This is a genomic window from Nocardia lasii (assembly GCF_042658545.1).
Lineage (GTDB): Bacteria > Actinomycetota > Actinomycetes > Mycobacteriales > Mycobacteriaceae > Nocardia > Nocardia lasii.
Genome location: NZ_JBHSQN010000013.1, coordinates 248,899 through 269,887 on the forward strand (window position 1 = coordinate 248,899; position 20,989 = coordinate 269,887).

Here is a 20,989-nt window from a genome sequence, read left to right on the forward strand (position 1 = left end):
GCTCGAACTCAGGCGCCGGTCCCCACCGGCGCCTGAGTCGTCGTTACGCGCAGCCGCACCCCGCCCAGTGGGCTGTGCTCGAGTTCGGCGGTACCGGAATGCAATACGGCCTGCTGCCGGACCAGGGCGAGACCGAGGCCGGAACCGGGGGAGCCGGGGCGCTTGGCGAAACGGTCGAAGGCGTTCCGCGCCAAGGATTCCGGGAGTCCGGTGCCGTTGTCGTCGACGGTGATCTCGACGCCGTCGGGAGTGGGATGCGCGGTCACGAGGACCTCGGTGGCGTGGCCGTGGGTGACCGCGTTGGCCACGGCATTGGTGACGATCAACCCGATGCCGCCGGGAAGTCCGTGCAGCGCAAGCGACTCCGTGACCAATTCGACCGCCACGCCGGGATGGGACCGGCGCGCGTTCTGCACCGCCCGGTCGAGGACCTCGGCGAGGTCGAACTCCTCGAACGCGTCGCGATCGGTGAGTTCGCCGATGGCCAACCGTTCCAGATCGGTGAGCGTGCGCTCGATCTGACTCTCGGCCGCCAGCACCTCGGCCAACACCACACCGCGCTGGTCGGCGGGCAATTCCGCGGCCTCGAGCACCTGTAGGTCGGTGCGCATGGCGGTGAGCGGGGTGCGCAGTTCGTGTGCGCAGACGGCGGCGAAATCGCGGGCGCTCGACAGGGCCTGCCTGGTCTCGTCGTGCGCGGTCTCGAGCCGGACCAGCATCCGGTTGATGGCGTCGGAAAGCTCCTCGGCCTCCTTCGCGCCCCGGCCCGACAGCGGCGGCAATTGGTCGAGGGTGTCGATCTCGTGGGTGGCGTTGGCCAGGCGGCGCAGCGGGCGGGCGACGAATCCGGCCAGCACCCAACCCAATACGGCCGCGATCACCACCGCGGCGACGCCGATCCCGAGCCCGATGAGCTGACTGCGGGTGATCGCGGCCGCGGCGGAATCGCGATCGGGATCGAGCTGGACCACCAGCCCCGGCGCCCCGTGGACCTGCGCGAGCGCGCTGTCGCCGCCACTGTCGGGAATCGTGATGGTGCGGTCGAGAGGTACCGCCGGCGTGGAATCGGCGGGCGGGTCGGGCAGGTCGATCCGGGTCGCAACGCGCACGTGCATCCCGGACACGGTCCGGTCGACCTGGCTCGTCCCCGTCACCGTCAACAACGCGGCATAGGAGAGGCCGAGGGTGACGGCCACCAGCGCGGCCACCACCGCCGAGACCAGCGCGACCCGGAACCGCAGCGACCGCGCGGCCCTCACGGCTGATCCCGCAGCACGAACCCGACCCCACGCACCGTGTGCACCACCCGCGCGACCCCGTCGACCTCGAGCTTGCGCCGCAGATAGGACACGAACACATCGACCACATTGGTGTCGGTGTCGAAGTCGTATCCCCAGACCGCGGACAGGATCTGCTCGCGCCCGAGCACCACGCCCGGATTGCGCGCCAGCATCGCCAACAGCTCGAACTCGCGTTTGGTCAGCTCGACCGGTGTCGAGCCCGCGTGGACCCGATGCCCGGTCAGATCGATCACCACCGCGCCGACCTGCACCGTCTCGCCCGCGGTCGCCACCGTCATCGGTCGGCGCCGCAGCAGCGCGTGCAGGCGGGCGACCAACTCGCCCAGATCGAACGGTTTGGTGAGGTAGTCGTCGGCGCCCCGCTCGAGCGCGGCGATCCGGTCGCTGACCGCGCTGCGCGCGCTGAGCACACAGATGGGGATGTCGTTGCCCATCGCGCGCAGGGCGGTGACCACCCCGACCCCGTCGAGTTCGGGCATGTTCACATCCAGCACCATCGCGTCGGGCCGGGCGGAACCGACCAGGGTGAGCGCACGGGCACCGTCGGCGGCGGTGATCACCTCGAAGCCGGAGAGCTCGAGGCCGCGCCGGAGCGACGCGAGCACCCTGACCTCGTCGTCGACGACCAAGATCTGCTGTCCGGTCATGCGCTCACCCTAGTGTCGTCCCTTCGTTGTCTCTGGTCGGTCGGGGATTCGCTACGCGGCCGGGTCGTAGGGTCGGGCCGGAACGACGTCGGCGCCCTCGGGTGCGGGGACGGTGACGCGAACGCCGTCGCCGCGGAACGCGGTGCATTCCGCCGACCCGGGGCCTTCGACGATCACGGCCTGCGCCGGAACGGGAACTGCGTGCTCGAGCGGGGTAGCCGGCACGGGGCCGTCGATGATCACGGTCTGCGAGTGCCCGCCGGGCGGCGTGGGAACGAGGTGATCGACATGCGGTCCGGCCGTGGCTGACGGCGGCAGGTCCGGTGCGACGCACACGACGGTGGCGCGCTGCTCGGACCCCGTGACCGGATCGGCGGACGCGGCCCCGGCTGTCGTGGCGGTGAGTACGGCGAGCCCGCCGAGCAGTGCGGCGGTCTTGGCGCGGGGGGACAGTGTGGTCATGGTCTGGCTCCTGACTGCGGTTTTCCGCCGACCCCTCGGTCGGCGAATCCCGACGGTAGGACGAGGATCTTCACGTTCGGTTGAGCGATCGTTAGAGTTCGGTGGGGAACGTCGGCCCCGGTTTTCGAGGGCTCGCCGAACGGCGCTGTCCGCCATTAGAGTGGGCGGCGCACGTTCTGCCCGAAATGACAGTTCGACGTTCCCGAAATAGTGTTTGATGGGCCTCACTTCGCCTCGTGCTGTGGTGAGGCACAACAGCGATGCGAGTGTTGGAGCTTTGATGACGCGTGATCTGCCGATCGACGATGATGCCGCGCGCACAGAAGGAGCCGACACCGCCTATCGCGTCGCCAACGGCGTCGCCAGGGTCGCCAGGGCGGGCGCGTATGTGACCGGCGGTGCGCTGGTCGCGGCCAACGGGACCGCGCGCGAGCCGGGCACCAGCCACGCCGACAGCCGCTACGCGGGCTGGTCGCAGCAGACCGGGTCCGCCGATCCGAGCCCGGACGCGCCGAGCCCGATCGTCACCTTCCCCGATCTCCCCGTGGAACCCGAGTTCGATGCGCGGCCCTACGACCCGTTCCCCGGGGTGTCGGCCGAGGCCACGCTGGTCGCCGAGGCGGACGAATCCGAGTGGCGCCCCGAGACTTCCGGCAGCGACCGCGATTTCCGCGTCCCCGCCACCGACGAGTCCTCCAGCGCGATCGGCATTCCCGGCTACCGCTACACCGATCCCGGCTACGGCGAGAGCCTCCCGCTGCCCGGCACCGGCCCGGACGCGGGCCTCGAGCTGCCCGATTCCGACGGCACCGCACCCGGTTTCGAGCTGCCCGGCTTCGGCCAGCCCGGTCTGGGCCTGCCCGGTTTCGACGGGCTGCCCGGCAACGGCTTCGGCATCCCCGGCTACGACAGTGTCGGGCTGCCCGGCGCGGGTCCGGCGGGCCCCGGTAGCCCCTTCGACGGCATCGGCGATCTCACCGGATTCTTCGACGGCGTCGGCGCGATGATGACCACCAACTGGCAGGTCGACGCCCACGTCGGCCTCGACGGCGTGTGGTTCACCTCGCAGATGAAGGTGGACCTGCAGGTCGGCCAGGTCGGCGACCAACTCGACAACTACAGCCAGTGGCTCGGCTCCGGCCTGAAGGTCCCCGGCGAACCCGGTGGCACCCTGCCGACCGGCGTCGGCGGCCCGTCCACCGGCAGCGCGGGCCCCGACGGGCTTCCGGGTCTCCCCGGCTTTCCCGGCTCCTCCTCGGCCGCGCCGGGCGATCCCTCGAACACCCCCGGCCTGCCCGGTGCCTCGAACACCGCAGGCCTGCCCGGCGCCTCCGCCGGCGCTCCCGGTACCTCCGCCGGTGCCCCCGGCCCATCCGGTCTGCCCAGTTCCTCGGGCGCTCCCGGCCTGCCCGCCCCGACCATCGCCCCGGCCCCGGCGCTCGCGGCCCCCGCCCCCGCCCCGGCCCCAGCGACCCCGTTCGCGCAGACCCCGATCGCCCCGGCCCCCGCGCCGATCGCCCCCGCCGTGGTGGCCCCCGCCGCCATGAACCCCGTCGTGGCCACTCCGATGCAGACCACCATCCAGCCCGACGCCGCCTCCACCCCGATCGCGAATGTGCTCGTCCCGGCGGCGGTCTCCCCGCTGACCGCGCCCGCCGCCGACGTGCCCTCGCTGTTCGCGCCGAGCACCCCCACCAAACCTGTTGAGCTGCCCGATCTCTCGGGCACCACTGGCACCCCGACGACCGCGCCGGTGACCGTGCCCACCCCGTCGCCGACGATCGACCTCGACACCCCCACCACCGTGAAGCTGCCCGAGGCGCCCACGGCGACCCCGACCACCCCGGACCTCACCCAGGCCCCCATCACCGTGACGCCTTCCGTGCCGGTCATCCCGACCGTGCCCGAGACCAGCACGCCGGGAACCACCGGCGGGGTCACCACCGCGCCCTCGACCGGCGCGAGCACCCCCTCGGTCGTGACCCCGACCCCGTCGGCGGCCAACCCGACCCCCACGGTCGACGTCCCGACCCAGACCGCGCCGCAGCCGACCGCGACGGTGCCGACCCAGCAGCCCACCGTGCCCGCGACCAGCCAGCCCACCGTCGACATCAACCCGCCCACGATGCTCACCCCCGCGCCCACCGTCGCCCCGACGGTCGTGCCGGTGAAGCCGCCGCTGGTCGAGACCAAGCCGATCGCCGCCGAGTTCGATCATCACGGCGGCGGCTACCATGGCGTCTCGGCCGGATTGTTCGATGCGGGTCTCGGCGGCGATGTGATGGTCGCCGCGTTTCCCGTCGAGCACCACGGGTATGAATTCGTGGTCTGAGACACGACGATCGGCCGTGTCGACGCAGTGAGAGTGAGGGACTTGTGTCTGCCGCAGCCGGATTGCAGACCGCGACGGTGAAACATCCGGATGCGATGGCGCCGGTGCTGTCCCTGGTCGACGAACTGCGGGAGCTGGTCCGCTCCGCCGGACGCAACGATCTCGACGCGCGCCTCGGCATGGTGCGGGCCAGGATCAGCGATCCGCGGGTGCGGATCGTGGTCGTCGGCGAGCCGCAGGCGGGCATGAGCACGCTGGTCAACAGCCTGGTCGGGTCGCCGGTCAGTGCCACCGAGGGCAAGCCGAGCGTGCCGGTGATCGTCGAGTACGGCGCCGCGCCCACGGCGATGCTGGTGAAGTCGGCGCCCGGCGGTCGGGTCGAACGCGTGCCGGTCGATCCGCTCGACCCGCTGCCCGCCCTGACCACGCTCGGTGTGCTGCGCGCCGAATTCGCCGAGCCGAGCGAGCTGTTGGCCGACGGCCTCGTCGTGATGGACGCGCCGGGCGCGAGCGCGCATCAGGCCGCCGCCTGGTCGATGATCGCCGCCGCCGACGTGGTTCTCTACGCCGCCGACGCGGCCGCCGAACTCACCGAGGCCCAGCTGGACTACCTGCGCCGGATCGAGCAGGTGTGTCCGTCGGTGGTCTGCGTGCTCACCAAGATCGACCGCAATCCGCACTGGTCACTGACCCAGCGCCGCAACCGCACCCTGCTCGACGGCGCGGGCCTGAACTTCGCGGTCGCGCCGGTGTCGGGGCTGCTGCACCGCCAGGCCACCGAGTACGGCGACCAGCAGCGCGACGCCGAGTCCGGTGTCCCGCAGCTCATCGACCACCTGTACGAATCCGTGGTCGCGCGGGCGGATTCGGTGGCGGTGGCGGCCGCGGTGCGCGATATCGCGCTGATCACCGACCAGCTCACCGTCACGTTGCGGGCCGAGGCCGAGACCCTGCGCGACCCCCATCGTCGCGCCGAGATCACCCAGCGCCTGGCCGCCGCCCGCACCGCGGCCGACCAGTTGCGCCAGCGCACTGCCACCTGGCAGGTCACCCTCGTCGACGGCAGTGCCGAACTCGGCGCCGATATCGAACACGATCTGCGCCACCGGTTACGCAGCCTGGTGCGCGAGGCCGAGGCCGAGATCACCCGCACCGACCCCGCCCACAAGTGGGCCGACTTCGCCTCCGAACTCGACGCGCGCATCTGCGAGGCGGTCGAGGAGAACTTCGTGATGGCGCACTACCGCGCCGTGGAACTCACCGAGCAGGTGGCCTCGAAGTTCCCGCCCGACAACCGAACCCCGCCGCTGCCCGAACTGCGCCTGACCAACCCCGGTGACGTGCTGGAGCCGGTGCAGCCGCTCGAACCGCTCGAGAGCGCCAAAGCCGGTGTGGGACAACAGCTGTTGACCGCCCTGCGCGGCTCGTACGGCGGCATCCTGATGGTCGGTCTTGTCACCAGCCTGCTCGACATGTCGCTGGTGAACTGGTACTCGGTGGGCGCGGGCGTGCTACTGGGCATCAACGCGCTGTGGGACGACCGCAAGAGCCGCAAGCAGCGCCGCCAGGCCGAGGCCAAGGTCGCCGTGGCCCGGTTGGCCGACGACGTGATCTTCCAGGTGGGCAAGGAATCCCGTAACCGCCTGCGCACCCTGCAGCGCGTGCTGCGCGACCACTACACCGAGATCGCCGCCGAGGTGGGCCGCACCGCCGACGAGGCCCTGCGCGCCGCCGAGGAGACCGGCCTGCGCTACGGCGACCACCGCGAACTGCGCATCACCGAGATCGACGCGGGCCTGCGCACGATCGCGGGCCTGCGCGCGCGAGCCGACCACCTCACCTACTGACTACGGCCGATTGGCCGGGGTGTGGGCGGGCTGGAACTGTCCGGCGTTGCGCTGATCCTCCGCCCTGATCACATGGGTGACCGCGTTGATCAGGGCCAGATGGGTGAACGCCTGCGGGAAATTGCCCAGGTGGCGGCCGGTGCGCGAGTCGATCTCCTCGGCGTAGAGGCGCAGCGGACTCGCCAGCCCGAGCAGCCGTTCGCACAGGTGGGTCGCGCGTTCGAGTTCGCCGATCTCCACCAGCGCCGACACCAGCCAGAACGAGCAGATGGTGAACGTGCCCTCCTCGCCCTCCAGCCCGTCGTCGGTGGTGTCGGTGTGATAGCGCAGCACCAGCCCGTTGACGGTGAGGTGGTTGGCGATGGCGAGCACCGTGGCGCGCACGCGGGGGTCGTCGGGCGGGAGGAACCGGGTCAGCACCACCAGCAGCAGGGACGCGTCGAGGGTGTCGCCGCCGTAGGTCTGGGTGAACACACCCCTGGTGTCGACCCCGTGTTCGAGCACGTCGTCGCGGATCTCCTCGGCGATCGCGAACCACTCGGCCGCGCGCGTGCGACGCCCGTGCAGTTCGGCCAGGCGCGCGCCGCGGTCGAGCGCCACCCAGCACATCACCTTCGAGGAGGTGAAGTTCTGTGGTTCGCCGCGCACCTCCCAGATTCCGCGATCGGGGTTGCGCCAGTTGGCGATCGCGGCGTTGACGGTGCGTTCCAGCAGCGGCCACAGCGATTCGGGGACCTGCCCGCGCGACTTCACGTGCAGGTACACCGCGTCGAGCATGGTGCCCCAGATGTCGTGCTGGTCCTGGTCGTAGGCGGCGTTGCCGATCCGCACCGGCCGCGCGTCGTCGTAACCGGACAGATTGGGCAGCTCGTACTCGGTGATGTGGCGTTCGCCGCCGATCCCGTAGAGCACCTGTAGTGGCAGCGCGTCACCGTTCTCGCCGGTGGTCACGTCGTCGAGGAAGGCGAAGAAGTCGTTGGCCTCCCGGTCAAGGCCCAGGGTGTACAGGCCCCACAGGGCGAAGCTGGCATCGCGCACCCACGTGTAGCGGTAGTCCCAGTTGCGGTGTCCGCCAGGGGTTTCCGGCAGCGAGGTGGTGGAGGCGGCCAGCAGCGCACCGGTCGGCGCGTAGGTCAGGCCCTTGAGCGTCAGGGCGCTGCGCTGCAGGTAGCTGCGCCACGGATGGTCGGGGAAATCGCCGAGGGTGATCCAGCGCCGCCAACACTCGGTGGTGGCCCACATCTTCTCCGCGGCCTCGTCATAGGTGGCGGGCGCGGGCAGTTCCGACCAGGTGAGCGCGACATACACCCGATCGCCCTCCGACATCCGCGTGCGCGCCCGCGCCTCCCGGCCCTCCAGACCCAGCCGCAGATCGGTGGTGAGCACCAGCGTCGGCCCGGACTCGGGTTGCCCGGCCGCGCGCGCGGTGGCCTGCTCGTAGACCTTGCCGGTGTACTCCCACTTGGCCCCGCCCTGGTGATAGTCGAAGGAGGGCTGGCAGCTCATCTCCAACTCCACGGTGCCGCTCACGCACTTGACCGTGCGCAACAGGATGTGTTCGGCGTCCCAGTCCATCGGGGTGCGTCGATGGGTCTTGGACCGGGCGATGTTGTTGTGCCACGGGCCCAACACCAGGGTGTCGCGCACGATCAACCAGCCGGTCTCGGTCTGCCAGGTGGTCTCGAGGATCATCCCGCCCGGCAGATACCGCCGCGCCGCGGGCACATTCACCCCGTAGGGGCCGATGCGGAAGTGGCCGGCGCTGCGGTCCAGGATCGCGCCGAACACGCTGGGGGAGTCGGGGCGTGGCACACACATCCACTCCACCGAACCGCTGCTCGCGATCAGGCAGCTGGTCTCGCAATCGGACAGGAAGGCGTAGTCGTCGATCGGCGGGAAGGCGCCGCGACGACCACTGGAGGAGACCGGACTCAGAATCGGCAGGCTGTCAGCGCTGGAAGACTCCATACCCCATGATCACGCCCGATATGCGTCGGCGTCCACCGCTGCGCGCGAGGTTCTCGGCGTATCCGCCGGTCGGCGCCGCGATTTCGGGTGCGCGCGAGCGGGCGGGAAAAGTGGCCCGCGCGAGCGACTAGGCTGGGCGACGTGGAACGCATCGCGGGTTGGTGGGACGGGTTCGAACTGTGGGTGGCGGGATTGCCGTTCATCCCGCAGTTCCTTGTTGTGCTGGTCGGGATGGTTCCGGTGAGCTTCGCGATCGCCTTCCTGCTCGACCGTGGGCTGCGCGCGGTGTTCCGGGCGCTGGGCCGCGACGACGCCGAACCGGCCCCCGCGGTCGCGGCCGAGCGTGAGCCCGTCGGCAGCGGGGTGCGGTGATGCCACGCTCCCGCGTTCAGCTCGCGCTCATCGCTCTGCTCGTGCTCGTTGTCATCGCGTGGTTCTTCACGCGATGACAACGCGAGCGCACGGCTAGTTCTTACGCCAGTCGTCGAAACGCTTGCCCAGGTCCGAGACGGTGCGTCCGACCTCTTGGCCCACCGTGCTCACCGCCGAGCCGACATCGCGGCCCAGATCGCGCACGGTGCGCACCAGCAGGTCGTCGGACTGGTCGAAGGACTCGCGATAGTGTCGCGCCGCCTCCTTGACCTCGTCGCTGATCTTGGCGTTGCGATCCTGTTCGCGGCGCGGATACGCGCCCGCGAGCACCCGCTCGTAGTCGCCGGACTGGATCCACCGGCGCAGCTCGGCCGCCCGCAGGACCGAGAACGGGTGGGTCTGCAGTTCGAGATTGAGCAGCTTGAGCACCCCGTCGCGCAGGTCGCCCGAGCGCAGGTAGTCGTCGGCCTGGTCGAGGAACGCGCCGTGGTTCATCTCGTGCAGCCACGCCCCGCCTGCGGTCTTCATGTGCACGCGCACCGAGGCCTCCACGTCCTGGCTGCACAGCAGGCCCGCGCGGTCGCCGGACAACTCCGACTTGCGACTCCACTCCAGCAGCGCCGCCACGATCGCGCGCAACGCCCACCCGCCGACCGGCAGCCAGCCGACCGAGGCCGACAGCCGCATCAGGTGCATGAGCATCGTGCGATACACCGCGTGCCCCGACAGCGCGTGCCCGAGTTCGTGGCCGATCACGAAGCGCAGTTCCTCGGTGTCCATCAGCTCGAGCAGCCCGGTGGTGAGCACGATGAACGGCTTGTCCATCCCGATGGTGAACGCGTTCACCGACGGGTCCTGCAGCACGAACATCTCCGGCGTGGCCTGCGCGTCGAGCACCCCGACGCAGTCCGCGCGCAACTCGTGCAGCGTGCGGAACTGGCGTTCGTCGACCCGCACGGCCGTGGCCAGATACATCAGCCGGTGCTGGCGCTCGCGCAACAACCCCGACAGCGCCCGCAGCACCGTGTCGAAACCGCTCAGCGAGCGCAACGCCACCAGCGCGGTGCGGTCGGCGGGGTGTTCCCATGCGCGCGTACTGATCTCCGGGAAACGTGTGCGCACCCGGTCAGGAGCCATGGTCATGTGGTGAAATCCCCCCTGGTTAGAGAACTCTCGTCAATTGCGATCATCATGTCCCAATCTGCTACAGTCTGCCTGTGTCGTCGAGTGTCGCCCCGCAGATCCGCCATGAGTTGGCGTTGATCGCTGTCGGCAACCTCGCGGTCGCGGACATCCTCTGTCGATGATCGGCCACCGGACACGCCTGCGCGTTTCTGCCCAGTAGACTGGCGCGCGCTTTCCATCGCAGTCGTCGTCCGTAACTCCGGGGGCCCCAGGGCCCGAGTCGCGCCACTGTCGCGGTGTCCATCATCGCGACAGGTCTACCGATCGTCGAAAAGCACTCCCTGTCGCACGAGAATCATTGTGCCGCAGGTCCTTTCCCGAAAGGTTCACCCCGATGTCTCGCAATACCTGGATCGGCTCGCGTCGTCGCGCCGCCGCTATCGCGCTCACTGCTGTCGCCGCGGTCACCCTGGCGGCCTGCGGTGGTGGCGCCAGCGACTCGACCGACGGCGATGCCACCGTGGCCGACGGCAGCGGGGGCACCATCAACCTCTACGCCTACGCGGTCCCCAAGGTCGGCTTCGACAAGGTCGTGCCCGAGTTCAACAAGACCGACGCGGGCAAGGGCGTCGTCGTCCAGGCCTCGTACGGCGCCTCGGGCGACCAGTCGCGCAAGGTCAAGGACGGCGCCGAGGCCGACCTGGTGAACTTCTCCGTCGAGCCCGACATCACCCGTCTGGTCGACGCGGGCCTGGTCGACGCGAACTGGAACGCCGACGCCAGCAAGGGCATTCCCTTCGGCTCGGTCGTGACCCTGGTCGTGCGCAAGGGCAACCCCAAGAACATCAAGGACTGGGACGACCTGCTCAAGCCGGGTGTCGAGGTCGTGACCCCGAACCCGTTCAGCTCCGGTTCGGCCAAGTGGAACCTGCTCGCCCCCTACGCGGCCAAGAGCGACGGCGGCAAGAACCAGCAGGCCGGCCTGGACTACCTGTCGCAGCTGGTCTCGCCCGACCACATCAAGGTGCAGCCCAAGTCGGGCCGCGAAGCCACCGAGACCTTCCTGCAGGGCACCGGTGACGTGCTGCTGAGCTACGAGAACGAGGCCATCTTCTCCGAGCGCAACGGCGATCCGGTCGAGCACATCAACCCGCCGGTCACCTTCAAGATCGAGAACCCGGTCGCGGTCCTGAAGAACGCCAAGAACCTGGACAAGGCCACCGCGTTCCGCGACTTCCTGTTCACCGCCGAGGGCCAGAAGGCGTGGGCGCAGGCCGGCTTCCGTCCGGTCGATCCGAAGGTCGCCGCCGAGTTCGCCAAGGACTTCCCGACCCCGGACAAGCTGTGGACCATCGATGACCTCGGTGGTTGGAAGGCCGTCGACAAGGACCTGTTCGCGCAGGGTACCGGCAAGGTCGCGGTCATCTACGACAAGGCCACCAAGTAGTCGGTGACCCGGCTCACACGCGATACTGGACAACTGTGACTGACAGCAGTGGGCACGCCGGGATCGGGGAAACCCCTGATCCCGGCGTTGCCGTGAAACTGGACAAGACGCCGCCGTCCGCGCGCGGGCCCCGCTGGTCGTGGCTGCGCGTCACCGGCTCGGTGGGCCCGGTCGGCATCGGCATCGCCCTCACCTGGCTCAGCGTCATCGTGCTGTTGCCGCTGGCCGCGCTGACGGTGAGCTCGTTCGAGCAGGGCTGGTCGGGCTTCTGGGACGCGGTCACCGCGCCCTCGGCGCTGGACTCGTTGCGGATCACCGTCGGCGTCTCGATCGTGGTGGCCGTGATCAACGTGGTGATGGGCACCCTGATCGCCTGGGTGCTGGTGCGTGACGAGTTCCCCGGCAAGGGCATCGTCAACGCGCTGATCGATCTGCCGTTCGCGTTGCCCACGATCGTGGCCTCGATCGTGCTGCTCTCGCTCTACGGCCCCAACAGCCCGATCGACATCCACCTCAACGCCACCCAGCCCGGCCTGGTCGTCGCGCTGGCGTTCGTGACGCTGCCGTTCGTGGTGCGTTCGGTGCAGCCGGTGCTGATCGAGGTCGACCGGGAGGTGGAGCAGGCCGCGCTGTCGTTGGGCGCGAGCAACTGGGTCACCTTCCGCCGCATCGTGTTGCCCACGCTGACCCCGGCGATCATCTCCGGCGGCGGCCTCGCCTTCGCCAGGGCGATCGGTGAGTACGGCTCGGTCGTGCTGATCGGCGGCAACATCCCGCGCGAGACGCAGATGACCTCCCAGTACATCCAGCAGCAGATCGAGGTCGACCGGCCGCTCAACGCCGCCGCGGTGTCGGTGGCGCTGCTCGTCATCGCCTTCGCCACCCTGCTGGTGCTGCGCATCCTGGCCGAGCGCACCGCGCGCAGGGAAGAGGCGGCACGATGAAACTGTCCGGATTCACCCGGATCTCGCTGCGCACGGTCGCCCTGGGCTACCTGCTGATCCTGCTGGTGCTGCCGCTGGTGATCATCCTGCTGCGCACCTTCGAACGCGGGATCGGCGCCTTCATCGCCTCGATCACCACGCCCGCGGCGATCTCGGCGTTCCAGCTGTCGATGATCATCGTGGCCATCGTCGTACCGCTCAACGTGGTCTTCGGTGTGGTCACCGCCCTGGCGCTGGTGCGCAGCAAGTTCCCCGGCCGCAGCCTCATGCAGGGCATCGTCGATCTGCCGTTCGCGGTGTCGCCGGTGGTCGTCGGTGTGGCGCTGATCCTGCTGTGGGGCGCGGGCGGCTGGTTCGGCGGCCTGGAATCAGTGGGCTTCAAGGTGATCTTCAGCCTGCCGGGCATGGTGATCGCGACCATCTTCGTGACGCTGCCGTTCGTGGTGCGCGAGGTGGAACCGGTCCTGCACGAGATCGGCGACGATCAGGAGCAGGCCGCGGCCACCCTCGGCGCCTCGCGCTGGCAGACGTTCTGGCGCATCACCCTGCCCGCGATCCGCTGGGGCCTGACCTACGGCGTCGTGCTCACCGTGGCCCGCGCGCTCGGCGAGTTCGGCGCGGTCATCATGGTCTCCACCGCGATGCCGGGCAAGTCGCAGACGCTGACGCTGCTGGTCCACGGCCGCTATATCGACGACCACAACACCTTCGGCGCCTACTGCGCGGCCACGCTGTTGATGGGCATGGCCCTGGTCGTACTCCTCCTGATGACTCTCCTCGAACGCAAGCGGGGCACCGAATGATCACCGTGACCAACGCGCGCAAGAACTACGGTTCCTTCGCCGCCCTCGACGATGTCAGCATCGACATCCCCGCCGGCCAGCTCACCGCCCTGCTCGGCCCCTCGGGTTCGGGCAAGTCGACGCTGCTGCGCTCGATCGCCGGACTCGAGTCGCTGGACTCGGGCGTGGTGGTGATCGCGGGCAACGACGTGACCCACGTGCCGCCGCAGAAGCGCGATATCGGCTTCGTGTTCCAGCACTACGCGGCGTTCAAGCACATGACCGTGCGCGACAACGTCGCCTTCGGGCTGAGCATCCGCAAGCGGCCCAAGAAGGAGATCGACTCCCGCGTCGACGAACTGCTCGGCATCGTCGGTCTCGACGGTTTCCAGCACCGCTACCCGGCGCAGCTCTCGGGCGGTCAGCGTCAGCGCATGGCGCTGGCCCGCGCGCTGGCGGTGGACCCGCAGGTGCTGCTGCTCGACGAGCCCTTCGGCGCGCTCGACGCCAAGGTGCGCACCGATCTGCGCCAGTGGCTGCGCAGGCTGCACGAGGAGGTCCACGTGACCACCGTGCTGGTCACCCACGACCAGGAGGAAGCCCTGGACGTGGCCGACCGGATCGCGGTGATGAACAAGGGCCGCATCGAGCAGGTCGGTTCGCCCGAGGACGTCTACGACCGGCCCGCCAACGAGTTCGTCATGTCGTTCCTCGGCGCGGTGGCCCGGCTCAACGGCCACCTGGTCCGCCCGCACGACATCCGGGTGGGGCGCGATCCGTCGATGGCGATGGCCGAGCACGAGGGCACCGCGGAGTCGGCCGGGGTCACCAGGGCCACGGTCGAGCGGATCGTGCGCCTGGGCTTCGAGGTGCGCCTGGAACTGCGCAACGCCGCCACCGGTGATCAGTTCGCCGCCCAGGTGACCCGTGGCGACGCCGCGGCGCTGCGGCTGACCGAGGGGGAGACCGTCTACGCGCGCGCCACCCGCATCCCGGACCTGCCGACCGTCTAGACCGCACCGATCACGACCGGGGCCCCGCGACACCGTGTCGCGGGGCCCCGTCGTGTTGTCGACGAATTCGCCGGGGCGCTCGCGCGGGGTCCGCGGCCACGGATCGGCGCAGGTTGACCGGTACCGGCGGTCCGACTTCCGATTCGCCGCGCTCGATAGCGAACCAATTTTCGCGTCCTCGTGCGGGCTCATGGTGACTGTGCATGACACAGTGTCACAGGTAGAGGCGTTTTTACTGGTGAGTAGCTTTTTTGACCGGCGTTTCGACGCGCCGAACACGCGAAATCCGGCGTTCGGCGGAGTTGACGTGACTCTCTGTAGGTGTAACCATTGGAAACAGTAAACGTCCCTAGAGGAGAGGCAGTGACGACGATGTCTGCGCCAACCACCCCTGACGTCGATCCTGTAGTCGTGGAGGCTCAGGCGTACGCCGAGAAGTTGCTGATGCTGTCCGAGGCGTCGGTGGATCGCCACTTCGACCCGTTCGAGGACATCGACTGGGACGCACCCGACTTCCACCCCGATCACAAGCCCGAGCGCTGGATCCTGGTCACCTCGGCCGACCCCATCGGTCGCCACCCCTGGTACCAGGCGCTCCCGCAGGAGACCAAGATCGCGATCGGCAAGGTCCGTCAGGCCAACGTCGCCAAGGTCGGCCTGCAGTTCGAGGCCATCCTGATCATCGGGATGATGCAGCACATCTTCAACCTGAAGAACAACGACCCCGAGTTCCGGTACTGCTCGCACGAGATGATCGAAGAGCACAACCACACCCTGATGTTCCAGGAGATGGTCAACCGCGTCGCCGACGTGCCGGGCATGAACCCGCTCGTGCGCTCGCTGCGCCACCTGGCCGCCCCCGCGGGCGCCTTCCTGCCCAACTTCTTCTTCATGGCCGTGCTCGCCGGCGAAGAGCCGATCGACCACATCCAGAAGGACATCCTGCGCTCGGGTGACGACATCCACCCGATCATGCGCGGCGTGATGGCGATCCACGTGGCCGAGGAAGCTCGCCACATCTCCTTCGCCCACGAGTTCCTCAAGAAGAACGTCCCGGCCCAGCCCGCGCTGAACAAGGCCGTGCTCTCGATCACCATGCCGATCGTGATGTTCGTGCTCGGCCGCGCGATCGCGACCCCGCCCAAGACCTTCTTCAAGCAGTTCGACATGCCCGCCGACGTGCGCAAGGAGCTGTTCTACGGCTCCAAGGAAGCCAAGCGCACCTTCGCCGACTACTTCGTCGACGTGCGCGCGCTGGCCGAGGAGATCGGTCTGATGAACCCGATCGCCCGCAAGGTCTGGCAGCTGCTGGGCATCGACGGCCCGTCCAGCCGATACCGCTCCGAGCCCAAGCGCTCCGCCAAGCACGCTGCCTGAGACGATAGCTCTATGCCATACGTTGTCACCCAGTCATGCTGTAGTGACGCCTCGTGCGTCTACGCATGTCCGGTCAACTGCATTCATCCCACCCCGGATGAACCGGATTTCCGCACCGCGGAGATGCTCTACGTCGATCCGTCGGCCTGTGTGGACTGTGGCGCCTGCGCCACGGCCTGCCCGGTCGACGCGATCACCTCGTCGAAGAAGCTGACCGAAGAGCAGAAGCCGTTCATCGAGATCAACGCCGACTTCTACCGCGTGCAGCGCGACCGTCCGACGTTGGCCGCACCGGTGATGCCGCCCGCGATCGACACCCGGCGTTCCCCGCTGCGCGTCGCCATCGTCGGCTCGGGCCCCTCGGCGATGTACGCCGCCGACGAGCTGCTCACCCAGCCCGGCGTCGCCGTCACGATGTTCGACCGGCTGCCGCAGGCCTACGGTCTGGCCCGCCTCGGCGTCGCGCCCGATCACAAGCGCACCCGCAAGGTCGCCGACCTGTTCGACGTGATGTCCAAGCAGGACGACTTCGGTACCTACCTCGATGTGGAGATCGGCGAGCACATCAGCCACGCCGAGCTGCTCGAGCACTTCCACAGCGTGATCTACGCCGTGGGCGCGTCCTCGGATCGCAAGCTCGGCATCCCGGGCGAGGGCCTGGCGGGCAATGTGTCGGCCACCGATTTCGTGGCCTGGTACAACGGCCATCCCGAGCACGCCGACGACCGGTTCGATCTGGATCAGAAGCGCGTCGTCATCGTCGGCAACGGCAACGTCGCCCTGGACGTGGCCCGCATCCTGACCGTCGATCCCGCGCTGCTCGCCGATACCGACATCGCGCCGTACGCGTTGACGGCGTTGCGCGAGAGCAAGATCGAAGAGGTCGTGGTGCTCGGCCGTCGTGGTCCGGCCGAGTCGGCGTTCACGGTGCCCGAGTTCGTCGGCCTGCTGGCCGCCGATATCGACATCGCGATCGAGGGCGAGCTGCCCCCGGTCACGCCCGAGCTGCCCTACAAGGTCGAGCAGAAGCTGCGCCTGCTGCACAGCGTCGCGGACCGGCCCTTCGGCGAGCGCAAGCGCATCGTGTTCCGCTACCTGTCCTCGCCGGTGGAGATCGTCGGCACCGACGCGGTCACCGGGGTGCGGGTCGAACGCAACGAGCTGGTCGCCGGCGCCGAGGGTCGCACCAGCGCGGTGCCGACCGGCGAGGTCGAACTGCTGGAGGCCGGGGTCGTGCTGACCTCGGTCGGCTATCGAGGGGTGCCGACCGTCGGTCTGCCGTTCGACGAGGCGCGCGGGGTGATTCCGAACGAGGCCGGTCGGGTGCTCACCGCGCCCGGTGGCGAGGTGCTGCCCGGCACGTATGTGACCGGCTGGATCAAGCGTGGTCCGACCGGTTTCATCGGCACCAACAAGTCGTGCGCGCAGGAGACCGTGCAGCAGCTGGCCGCTGATTTCAACAGCGGTTCGCTGCGGGCGCCGGTGCGTGACGCCGCCGCGTTCGATCGGCTCGTGCGCCTGCGTCGTCCGCAGGCCGTCGCCGGTGGTGCGGCGGTGCCGCGCGAGGCCGGTTTCAAGCGCATGTTCGCTCGCGGCTGAGGTCGCTCGTATCCACGAAGGCCCGCATCGTCACTGGGAGACGATGCGGGCCTTCGTCGCGTTGACGTGTCAGTGAAAATGGCGTCTACTGATAAATAGGAAAACAATTCCTCGATAATCGCAATCGCGTCGATGGTAAATGAATTGGTTACCGGTCGGTAAGTGCGTTAATTTGCCTTGATAACAAACCTGTGGAATGTGTAGTGCAGCAACGAAATTGATTACTCGCGAGTAGCTGCTTCTCGTAGTCTGCAATTCACCGCCCAGCGTTCAGGGGGGTAGATATTTAATCTTCAACCATCTCACCAGGGTCTATTCCCCGGGTATGGCTCATAACCGTCGCCGAGGTATCAATCCGGCAGCAATTCGCCCACACGGCAGTTAATCTGGGCGAGCTGTTTGGAAGACGACCGCGGCCACATGGTGCGCTCGCGTGCTGGACGTGGTCACGGTGCGTTGACGGGATAGCGAAAACATGACCAGAGGTCTGGGCTTGAGTATCGGTGTGGCCAATGCGATGTCGGCGGTAGTCGCCGACGATCCGGCCAAACCGTCGGTGCGCGCACGCCGCACCGCACTGACATTCGACGACGCGGGCAGGCCCCGCATCGGCGCGATCAACGAATTCGCCTCGGCGATCACGGATTTCGCCGACCTCACCCGCGAGCCGGAACCGATCGTGATCGGTGGGCGGTTCTTCTCCGCGAGCGATCTGATCGCCGCGGTCGTGGCCGGTCTGGTCGAGTTGGCCGAACCGCCCTCGGGCATCGTATTGACCTATCCCGCGGTGTATTCCGAGAAACAGGTCTCCCGGCTCGGTCAGGCGCTGCACCTGGCAGGCCTCGGGCAGGTGCTGCTCGTGCCGGAGCCGGTCGCGGCGGCGGAATGGTTGGAAGTCGATCGCGGACCGCTGAATTCGGGTTTCGTGCTCGTCTACGACCTGGGTGCCACCAGCCTCGATCTCACGGTCGTGCGCGTCGGCCCCGACTGGCCGCACCACCCGATGATCGGAACTCCCGTGCGGTCCACCGACTTCGGTGGCAAGCCGCTCGGTGAGATGGTCGCCCGATACGCGGGCGAGCCCGGTCAGGGCCGGGCCACCCAGACGCTCACATCCATGGTCAATATCGACAGCCTGCGCGCCGACCACATCCGCGACACCTTCCCGCTGGTCAGCAATGCCATGTCCGCGGCCGGACTGCGCCTGGCCGACCTCTCGCGCATCCTGCTCGTCGGCGGCGCCTCGCGCCCACCCGAAGTGGTGCGCACGCTCGGTGAGCTCGGCGTCCCGGTGGTCTCGGTCGCCGATCCCGGTCAGGTCATCGCCGCCGGTGCCGCCGCGCTGGCCGCCCGCACCTTCGCACCCGAACAGCGCGGCGGCGCCACGGTGCCCCACGTCGCGGTCTTCTCCAGCGCCGCGGTGGTTTCCGCGCTGGCCATGTCGGCGATGACGGTCTTCGGCAGCCCCTTCGACCCCGGCCTCACCCCCGTCCACGACCGCTTCCCCGCCTTCGGCGCCCCCGTCGACGCCCTGCTCTACGACATGAGCGCCGACCTGCTCGCGACCGGCACCACCGGCCTGATCGACCAGGTCGACCCGACCAACAGCCGAATCCGGCTCGCGGCCGCCGCCCGCAGCGCCTACGAGAACTTCGTCGCCCCCGCTGGCCCTCGCACCGAAGCCCGCGGCGGCGCCCGCACCGGCGCCGACCGCAGCGTCGCGGGCAACCACGACCGGCGCAACGACTGCAAGTCCCCCGTCCAGGCTCGCACCACCTACGGCGACCCCGCCCGCTTCATCAACCCCTTACCCTTCGGCCAACCGGCCGCCCCACCCCAGACAACCCCCGGCCTCCCCGGCGGCGGCCCGATCGCCGGACCCGGGCCTGTTCCCGGAATACCCGGTGTTCCAACGATTCCCGGCACACCGGGCACCGTGCCCGCGCCTGGCACCGTGCCCGCGCCTGGCACCGCGCCTGCGCCCGGTACCGCGCCCGTGCCTGGCACCGCTCCGGCCCCTGCGGCTGCTCCGGCGGGTGGTGCACCGACAACCAACAGTGTCGGAATCACCACCGGCCTCGGCACATCCACCCCGTCGGCCGAAACCTCTACCGGCACAGCACCTTCCGATACGGGCCCCGGTGGTGCACCCGCTGGCGGTACGCAGTCCGGTGGTAGCGGTGGTGGCACGGCTGGTTCGCCTGGCGGAACCTCCGGCGGCACAGACACTTCCGGCGGCACCGGCGGTGCGCCGAGCGGAGGCGGTGCACCCGGTGGCGGTGCACCCGGTGGCGGCAACGGCGGTGCCTCCGGTGGCGGTGCATCCGACGGTGGGGGTGGCGGTGCCTCCGGTGGTGGGGCGTCCGGCGGTGGGGGCGGGGCAGCCTCCGGCGGTGGAGGTGGCGGTGCTTCCGGCGGTGGCGGTGGGGGCGGCGGCGCATCTTCCGGTGGCACGGGTGGCGGAAACTCATCCAGTGGCGGCTCCGGTGGCAGCGCATCGAGTGGCGGCGGTGGCACATCGGGCGGCGCATCCGCCGGTGGCGGCTCGGGCGGCGGCGCGTCGAGTGGCGCGTCGGGCGGCGGTGTATCCGGTGGCGGCGGCTCCGGTGGCGGCGCATCATCCGGCGCCGCGTCGGGCGGTGGCGCGTCCGGCGGAACCTCCTCCACCGGCGGAGGCAGCGGCAAGCCCGCCAACGGCGGAAACTCCTCGGGCCGCGGGAAATCATCCGGCGGCGGAAAGTCCTCCGGCGGCTCGGACAGCGGCGGCTCCTCTTGCGGTGGCGGCGGTGGCGGCGGTGGCGGCGGTGGCGGCGGTGGCGGGCGCCGCTGACCAGGGCTGGCCACACAAACGTTCGGTCGGTGGTAGGGCCGACTTCGGTGCGCAGTGTCGTTCGGGGCGAGGTGGGTTCGGCGGGGGTGTGCGGGTGGGTGGGGAAAATGGGAGGTGGGGGGAGGTGGGGGCGGGCACAATGGGTGGGTGGGATCAGATGGGGGAGCGCCGAAACTGATTGCGCTCGATGTGGATGGGACCCTGTTGGCTACGGGGTCGCAGATCAGCGCGCGGGTCGCGGGGGCGGTGGCCGCAGCGGTGCGGGCGGGGGCGCATGTGGTCGTGACGACCGGGCGCACGGTGCTCACCACGCGACCGGTGCTGCGCGAGTTGGGGTTGGCCGACGGGCACGCGCTGTGTTCCAACGGCGCGGTGCACATCGATGTGGCGCGGGGCGAGCCGGTGGCGGTGCAGTCGTTCGATCCGGGTCCGGCGGTGCTGGCCTTGCGCACCCTGTTCCCGGAGATGATCTTCGCCGCCGAGCGGGTGGGGATCGGCACCTGGGCGACCGGGCACGGGCCGGGGGAGTACTCGATCGGCGACTTCCGGCTCGTCGATCACCGCCAACTCAGCAGTCAGCCGACCCCGCGTCTCAACGGCTGGTGGCCCGCGGGCACCCCGGAGGAGATGCTGCGCCTGCTCGAGACCTTCGATGTTCCCGAGGCGTCCTGGGTGCACGGCGAATACGGTCCCTGGCTCACGGTTTCGCGTCGCGGTGTCTCCAAAGGCTGGGCGCTGGAACAACTCCGGCTGCTGCTCGGGGTCGAACCGGAGGCCACCCTCGCCATCGGCGACGGCTTCAACGACCGCGAAATGCTGCGCTGGGCAGGCCATTCGGTGGCCATGTCCGGCTCGCCCCCGGATGTGATCGCCCTGGCCGACGAGGTGACCGGCCACGTCAGCGAGGACGGTGTCGCCACCGTCCTCGAACGTTGGTTCTGAG

17 protein-coding genes are annotated in these 20,989 nt (G+C 69.4%); 12 read left to right on the forward strand and 5 right to left on the reverse strand.

Translation table 11 applies throughout. The features are described 5' to 3' along the window. Positions 1–8: 8 nt before the first annotated feature. From ACFP3H_RS19530 to ACFP3H_RS19540, 3 genes are read right to left on the reverse strand one after another with little or no spacing between them, the layout of a single operon-like run. Complete coding sequence (locus ACFP3H_RS19530; protein WP_378608082.1) at positions 9–1,259, reverse strand: HAMP domain-containing sensor histidine kinase; 1,251 nt, start codon at positions 1,257–1,259, stop codon at positions 9–11. Further along, positions 1,256–1,948, reverse strand: a complete 693-nt coding sequence (locus tag ACFP3H_RS19535) for a response regulator transcription factor (RefSeq protein ID WP_378608083.1) — start codon at positions 1,946–1,948, stop codon at positions 1,256–1,258. The genes ACFP3H_RS19530 and ACFP3H_RS19535 overlap by 4 nt, the downstream gene beginning before the upstream one ends. Before the next feature lie 51 nt (positions 1,949–1,999). Then, the gene (locus ACFP3H_RS19540; RefSeq protein ID WP_378608084.1) at positions 2,000–2,410 is read right to left on the reverse strand and encodes a hypothetical protein; all 411 of its coding nucleotides are present in this window, start codon (positions 2,408–2,410) and stop codon (positions 2,000–2,002) included. Between the two features lie 280 nt (positions 2,411–2,690). On the opposite strand from ACFP3H_RS19540, the gene ACFP3H_RS19545 reads away from it, so the two are divergent. Both ACFP3H_RS19545 and ACFP3H_RS19550 read left to right on the forward strand, forming a co-directional pair. Further along, on the forward strand, positions 2,691–4,742 hold the full coding sequence (locus tag ACFP3H_RS19545) for a hypothetical protein (protein WP_378608086.1): 2,052 nt from the start codon (positions 2,691–2,693) through the stop codon (positions 4,740–4,742). Positions 4,743–4,819: 77 nt separating this feature from the next. After that, complete coding sequence (locus ACFP3H_RS19550) at positions 4,820–6,589, forward strand: GTPase (protein WP_378608088.1); 1,770 nt, start codon at positions 4,820–4,822, stop codon at positions 6,587–6,589. Here the strand turns inward: ACFP3H_RS19550 and ACFP3H_RS19555 are convergent, their stop codons facing one another. Further along, positions 6,590–8,557: a glycoside hydrolase family 15 protein gene (locus ACFP3H_RS19555; protein ID WP_378608090.1), complete on the reverse strand. Its 1,968-nt coding sequence runs from the start codon at positions 8,555–8,557 to the stop codon at positions 6,590–6,592. A 141-nt stretch (positions 8,558–8,698) separates the two neighbouring features. Here ACFP3H_RS19555 and ACFP3H_RS19560 point away from each other — a divergent pair, with 141 nt between their 5' ends. Continuing rightward, on the forward strand, positions 8,699–8,929 hold the full coding sequence (locus ACFP3H_RS19560) for a hypothetical protein (RefSeq protein ID WP_378608092.1): 231 nt from the start codon (positions 8,699–8,701) through the stop codon (positions 8,927–8,929). Between the two features lie 93 nt (positions 8,930–9,022). On the opposite strand, the gene ACFP3H_RS19565 is transcribed toward ACFP3H_RS19560, so the two are convergent. After that, positions 9,023–10,072 carry a M48 family metallopeptidase gene (locus ACFP3H_RS19565; RefSeq protein WP_378608094.1) on the reverse strand — a complete coding sequence of 350 codons (1,050 nt, stop codon included), beginning with the start codon at positions 10,070–10,072 and terminating at the stop codon, positions 9,023–9,025. Between the two features lie 74 nt (positions 10,073–10,146). Between ACFP3H_RS19565 and ACFP3H_RS19570 the strand changes: the two genes are divergently transcribed. The 9 genes from ACFP3H_RS19570 (at position 10,147) to ACFP3H_RS19610 (ending at position 20,988) form a co-directional block, all read left to right on the forward strand. Continuing rightward, positions 10,147–10,236: an Ms4533A family Cys-rich leader peptide gene (locus ACFP3H_RS19570; protein WP_019045829.1), complete on the forward strand. Its 90-nt coding sequence runs from the start codon at positions 10,147–10,149 to the stop codon at positions 10,234–10,236. Positions 10,237–10,448: 212 nt separating this feature from the next. After that, positions 10,449–11,501 carry a sulfate ABC transporter substrate-binding protein gene (locus ACFP3H_RS19575; protein ID WP_378608096.1) on the forward strand — a complete coding sequence of 351 codons (1,053 nt, stop codon included), beginning with the start codon at positions 10,449–10,451 and terminating at the stop codon, positions 11,499–11,501. Between the two features lie 92 nt (positions 11,502–11,593). Further along, positions 11,594–12,445, forward strand: a complete 852-nt coding sequence (gene cysT, locus ACFP3H_RS19580) for a sulfate ABC transporter permease subunit CysT (protein WP_378608418.1) — start codon at positions 11,594–11,596, stop codon at positions 12,443–12,445. Next, on the forward strand, positions 12,442–13,248 hold the full coding sequence (gene cysW, locus ACFP3H_RS19585; protein WP_378608098.1) for a sulfate ABC transporter permease subunit CysW: 807 nt from the start codon (positions 12,442–12,444) through the stop codon (positions 13,246–13,248). The genes cysT and cysW overlap by 4 nt, the downstream gene beginning before the upstream one ends. Further along, positions 13,245–14,240: a sulfate/molybdate ABC transporter ATP-binding protein gene (locus tag ACFP3H_RS19590; protein WP_378608100.1), complete on the forward strand. Its 996-nt coding sequence runs from the start codon at positions 13,245–13,247 to the stop codon at positions 14,238–14,240. Before cysW ends, ACFP3H_RS19590 begins: the two co-directional genes overlap by 4 nt. Positions 14,241–14,612: 372 nt before the next feature. After that, positions 14,613–15,617 (forward strand): AurF N-oxygenase family protein, encoded by a 1,005-nt coding sequence (locus ACFP3H_RS19595; RefSeq protein ID WP_378608102.1) that lies wholly within the window; start codon positions 14,613–14,615, stop codon positions 15,615–15,617. Positions 15,618–15,629: 12 nt separating this feature from the next. Further along, complete coding sequence (locus tag ACFP3H_RS19600; RefSeq protein WP_378608104.1) at positions 15,630–17,216, forward strand: FAD-dependent oxidoreductase; 1,587 nt, start codon at positions 15,630–15,632, stop codon at positions 17,214–17,216. Positions 17,217–17,709: 493 nt separating this feature from the next. Then, entirely contained in the window at positions 17,710–20,046 is a 2,337-nt protein-coding gene (locus tag ACFP3H_RS19605) for an Hsp70 family protein (RefSeq protein WP_378608106.1), read from the forward strand. Positions 20,047–20,235: 189 nt separating this feature from the next. Then, on the forward strand, positions 20,236–20,988 hold the full coding sequence (locus ACFP3H_RS19610) for an HAD family hydrolase (RefSeq protein ID WP_378608108.1): 753 nt from the start codon (positions 20,236–20,238) through the stop codon (positions 20,986–20,988). Position 20,989 lies beyond the last annotated feature (1 nt).

Bases quoted from the DNA above. Each gene is read 5' to 3' on its own strand.
- ACFP3H_RS19535 (WP_378608083.1), bottom strand. From the start codon at position 1,948: ATGACCGGACAGCAGATCTTGGTCGTCGACGACGAGGTCAGGGTGCTC.
- ACFP3H_RS19540 (WP_378608084.1), bottom strand. From the start codon at position 2,410: ATGACCACACTGTCCCCCCGCGCCAAGACCGCCGCACTGCTCGGCGGG.
- ACFP3H_RS19545 (WP_378608086.1), top strand. From the start codon at position 2,691: ATGACGCGTGATCTGCCGATCGACGATGATGCCGCGCGCACAGAAGGA.
- ACFP3H_RS19555 (WP_378608090.1), bottom strand. From the start codon at position 8,557: ATGGAGTCTTCCAGCGCTGACAGCCTGCCGATTCTGAGTCCGGTCTCC.
- ACFP3H_RS19565 (WP_378608094.1), bottom strand. From the start codon at position 10,072: ATGACCATGGCTCCTGACCGGGTGCGCACACGTTTCCCGGAGATCAGT.
- ACFP3H_RS19575 (WP_378608096.1), top strand. From the start codon at position 10,449: ATGTCTCGCAATACCTGGATCGGCTCGCGTCGTCGCGCCGCCGCTATC.
- cysW (WP_378608098.1), top strand. From the start codon at position 12,442: ATGAAACTGTCCGGATTCACCCGGATCTCGCTGCGCACGGTCGCCCTG.
- ACFP3H_RS19590 (WP_378608100.1), top strand. From the start codon at position 13,245: ATGATCACCGTGACCAACGCGCGCAAGAACTACGGTTCCTTCGCCGCC.
- ACFP3H_RS19595 (WP_378608102.1), top strand. From the start codon at position 14,613: ATGTCTGCGCCAACCACCCCTGACGTCGATCCTGTAGTCGTGGAGGCT.
- ACFP3H_RS19600 (WP_378608104.1), top strand. From the start codon at position 15,630: ATGCCATACGTTGTCACCCAGTCATGCTGTAGTGACGCCTCGTGCGTC.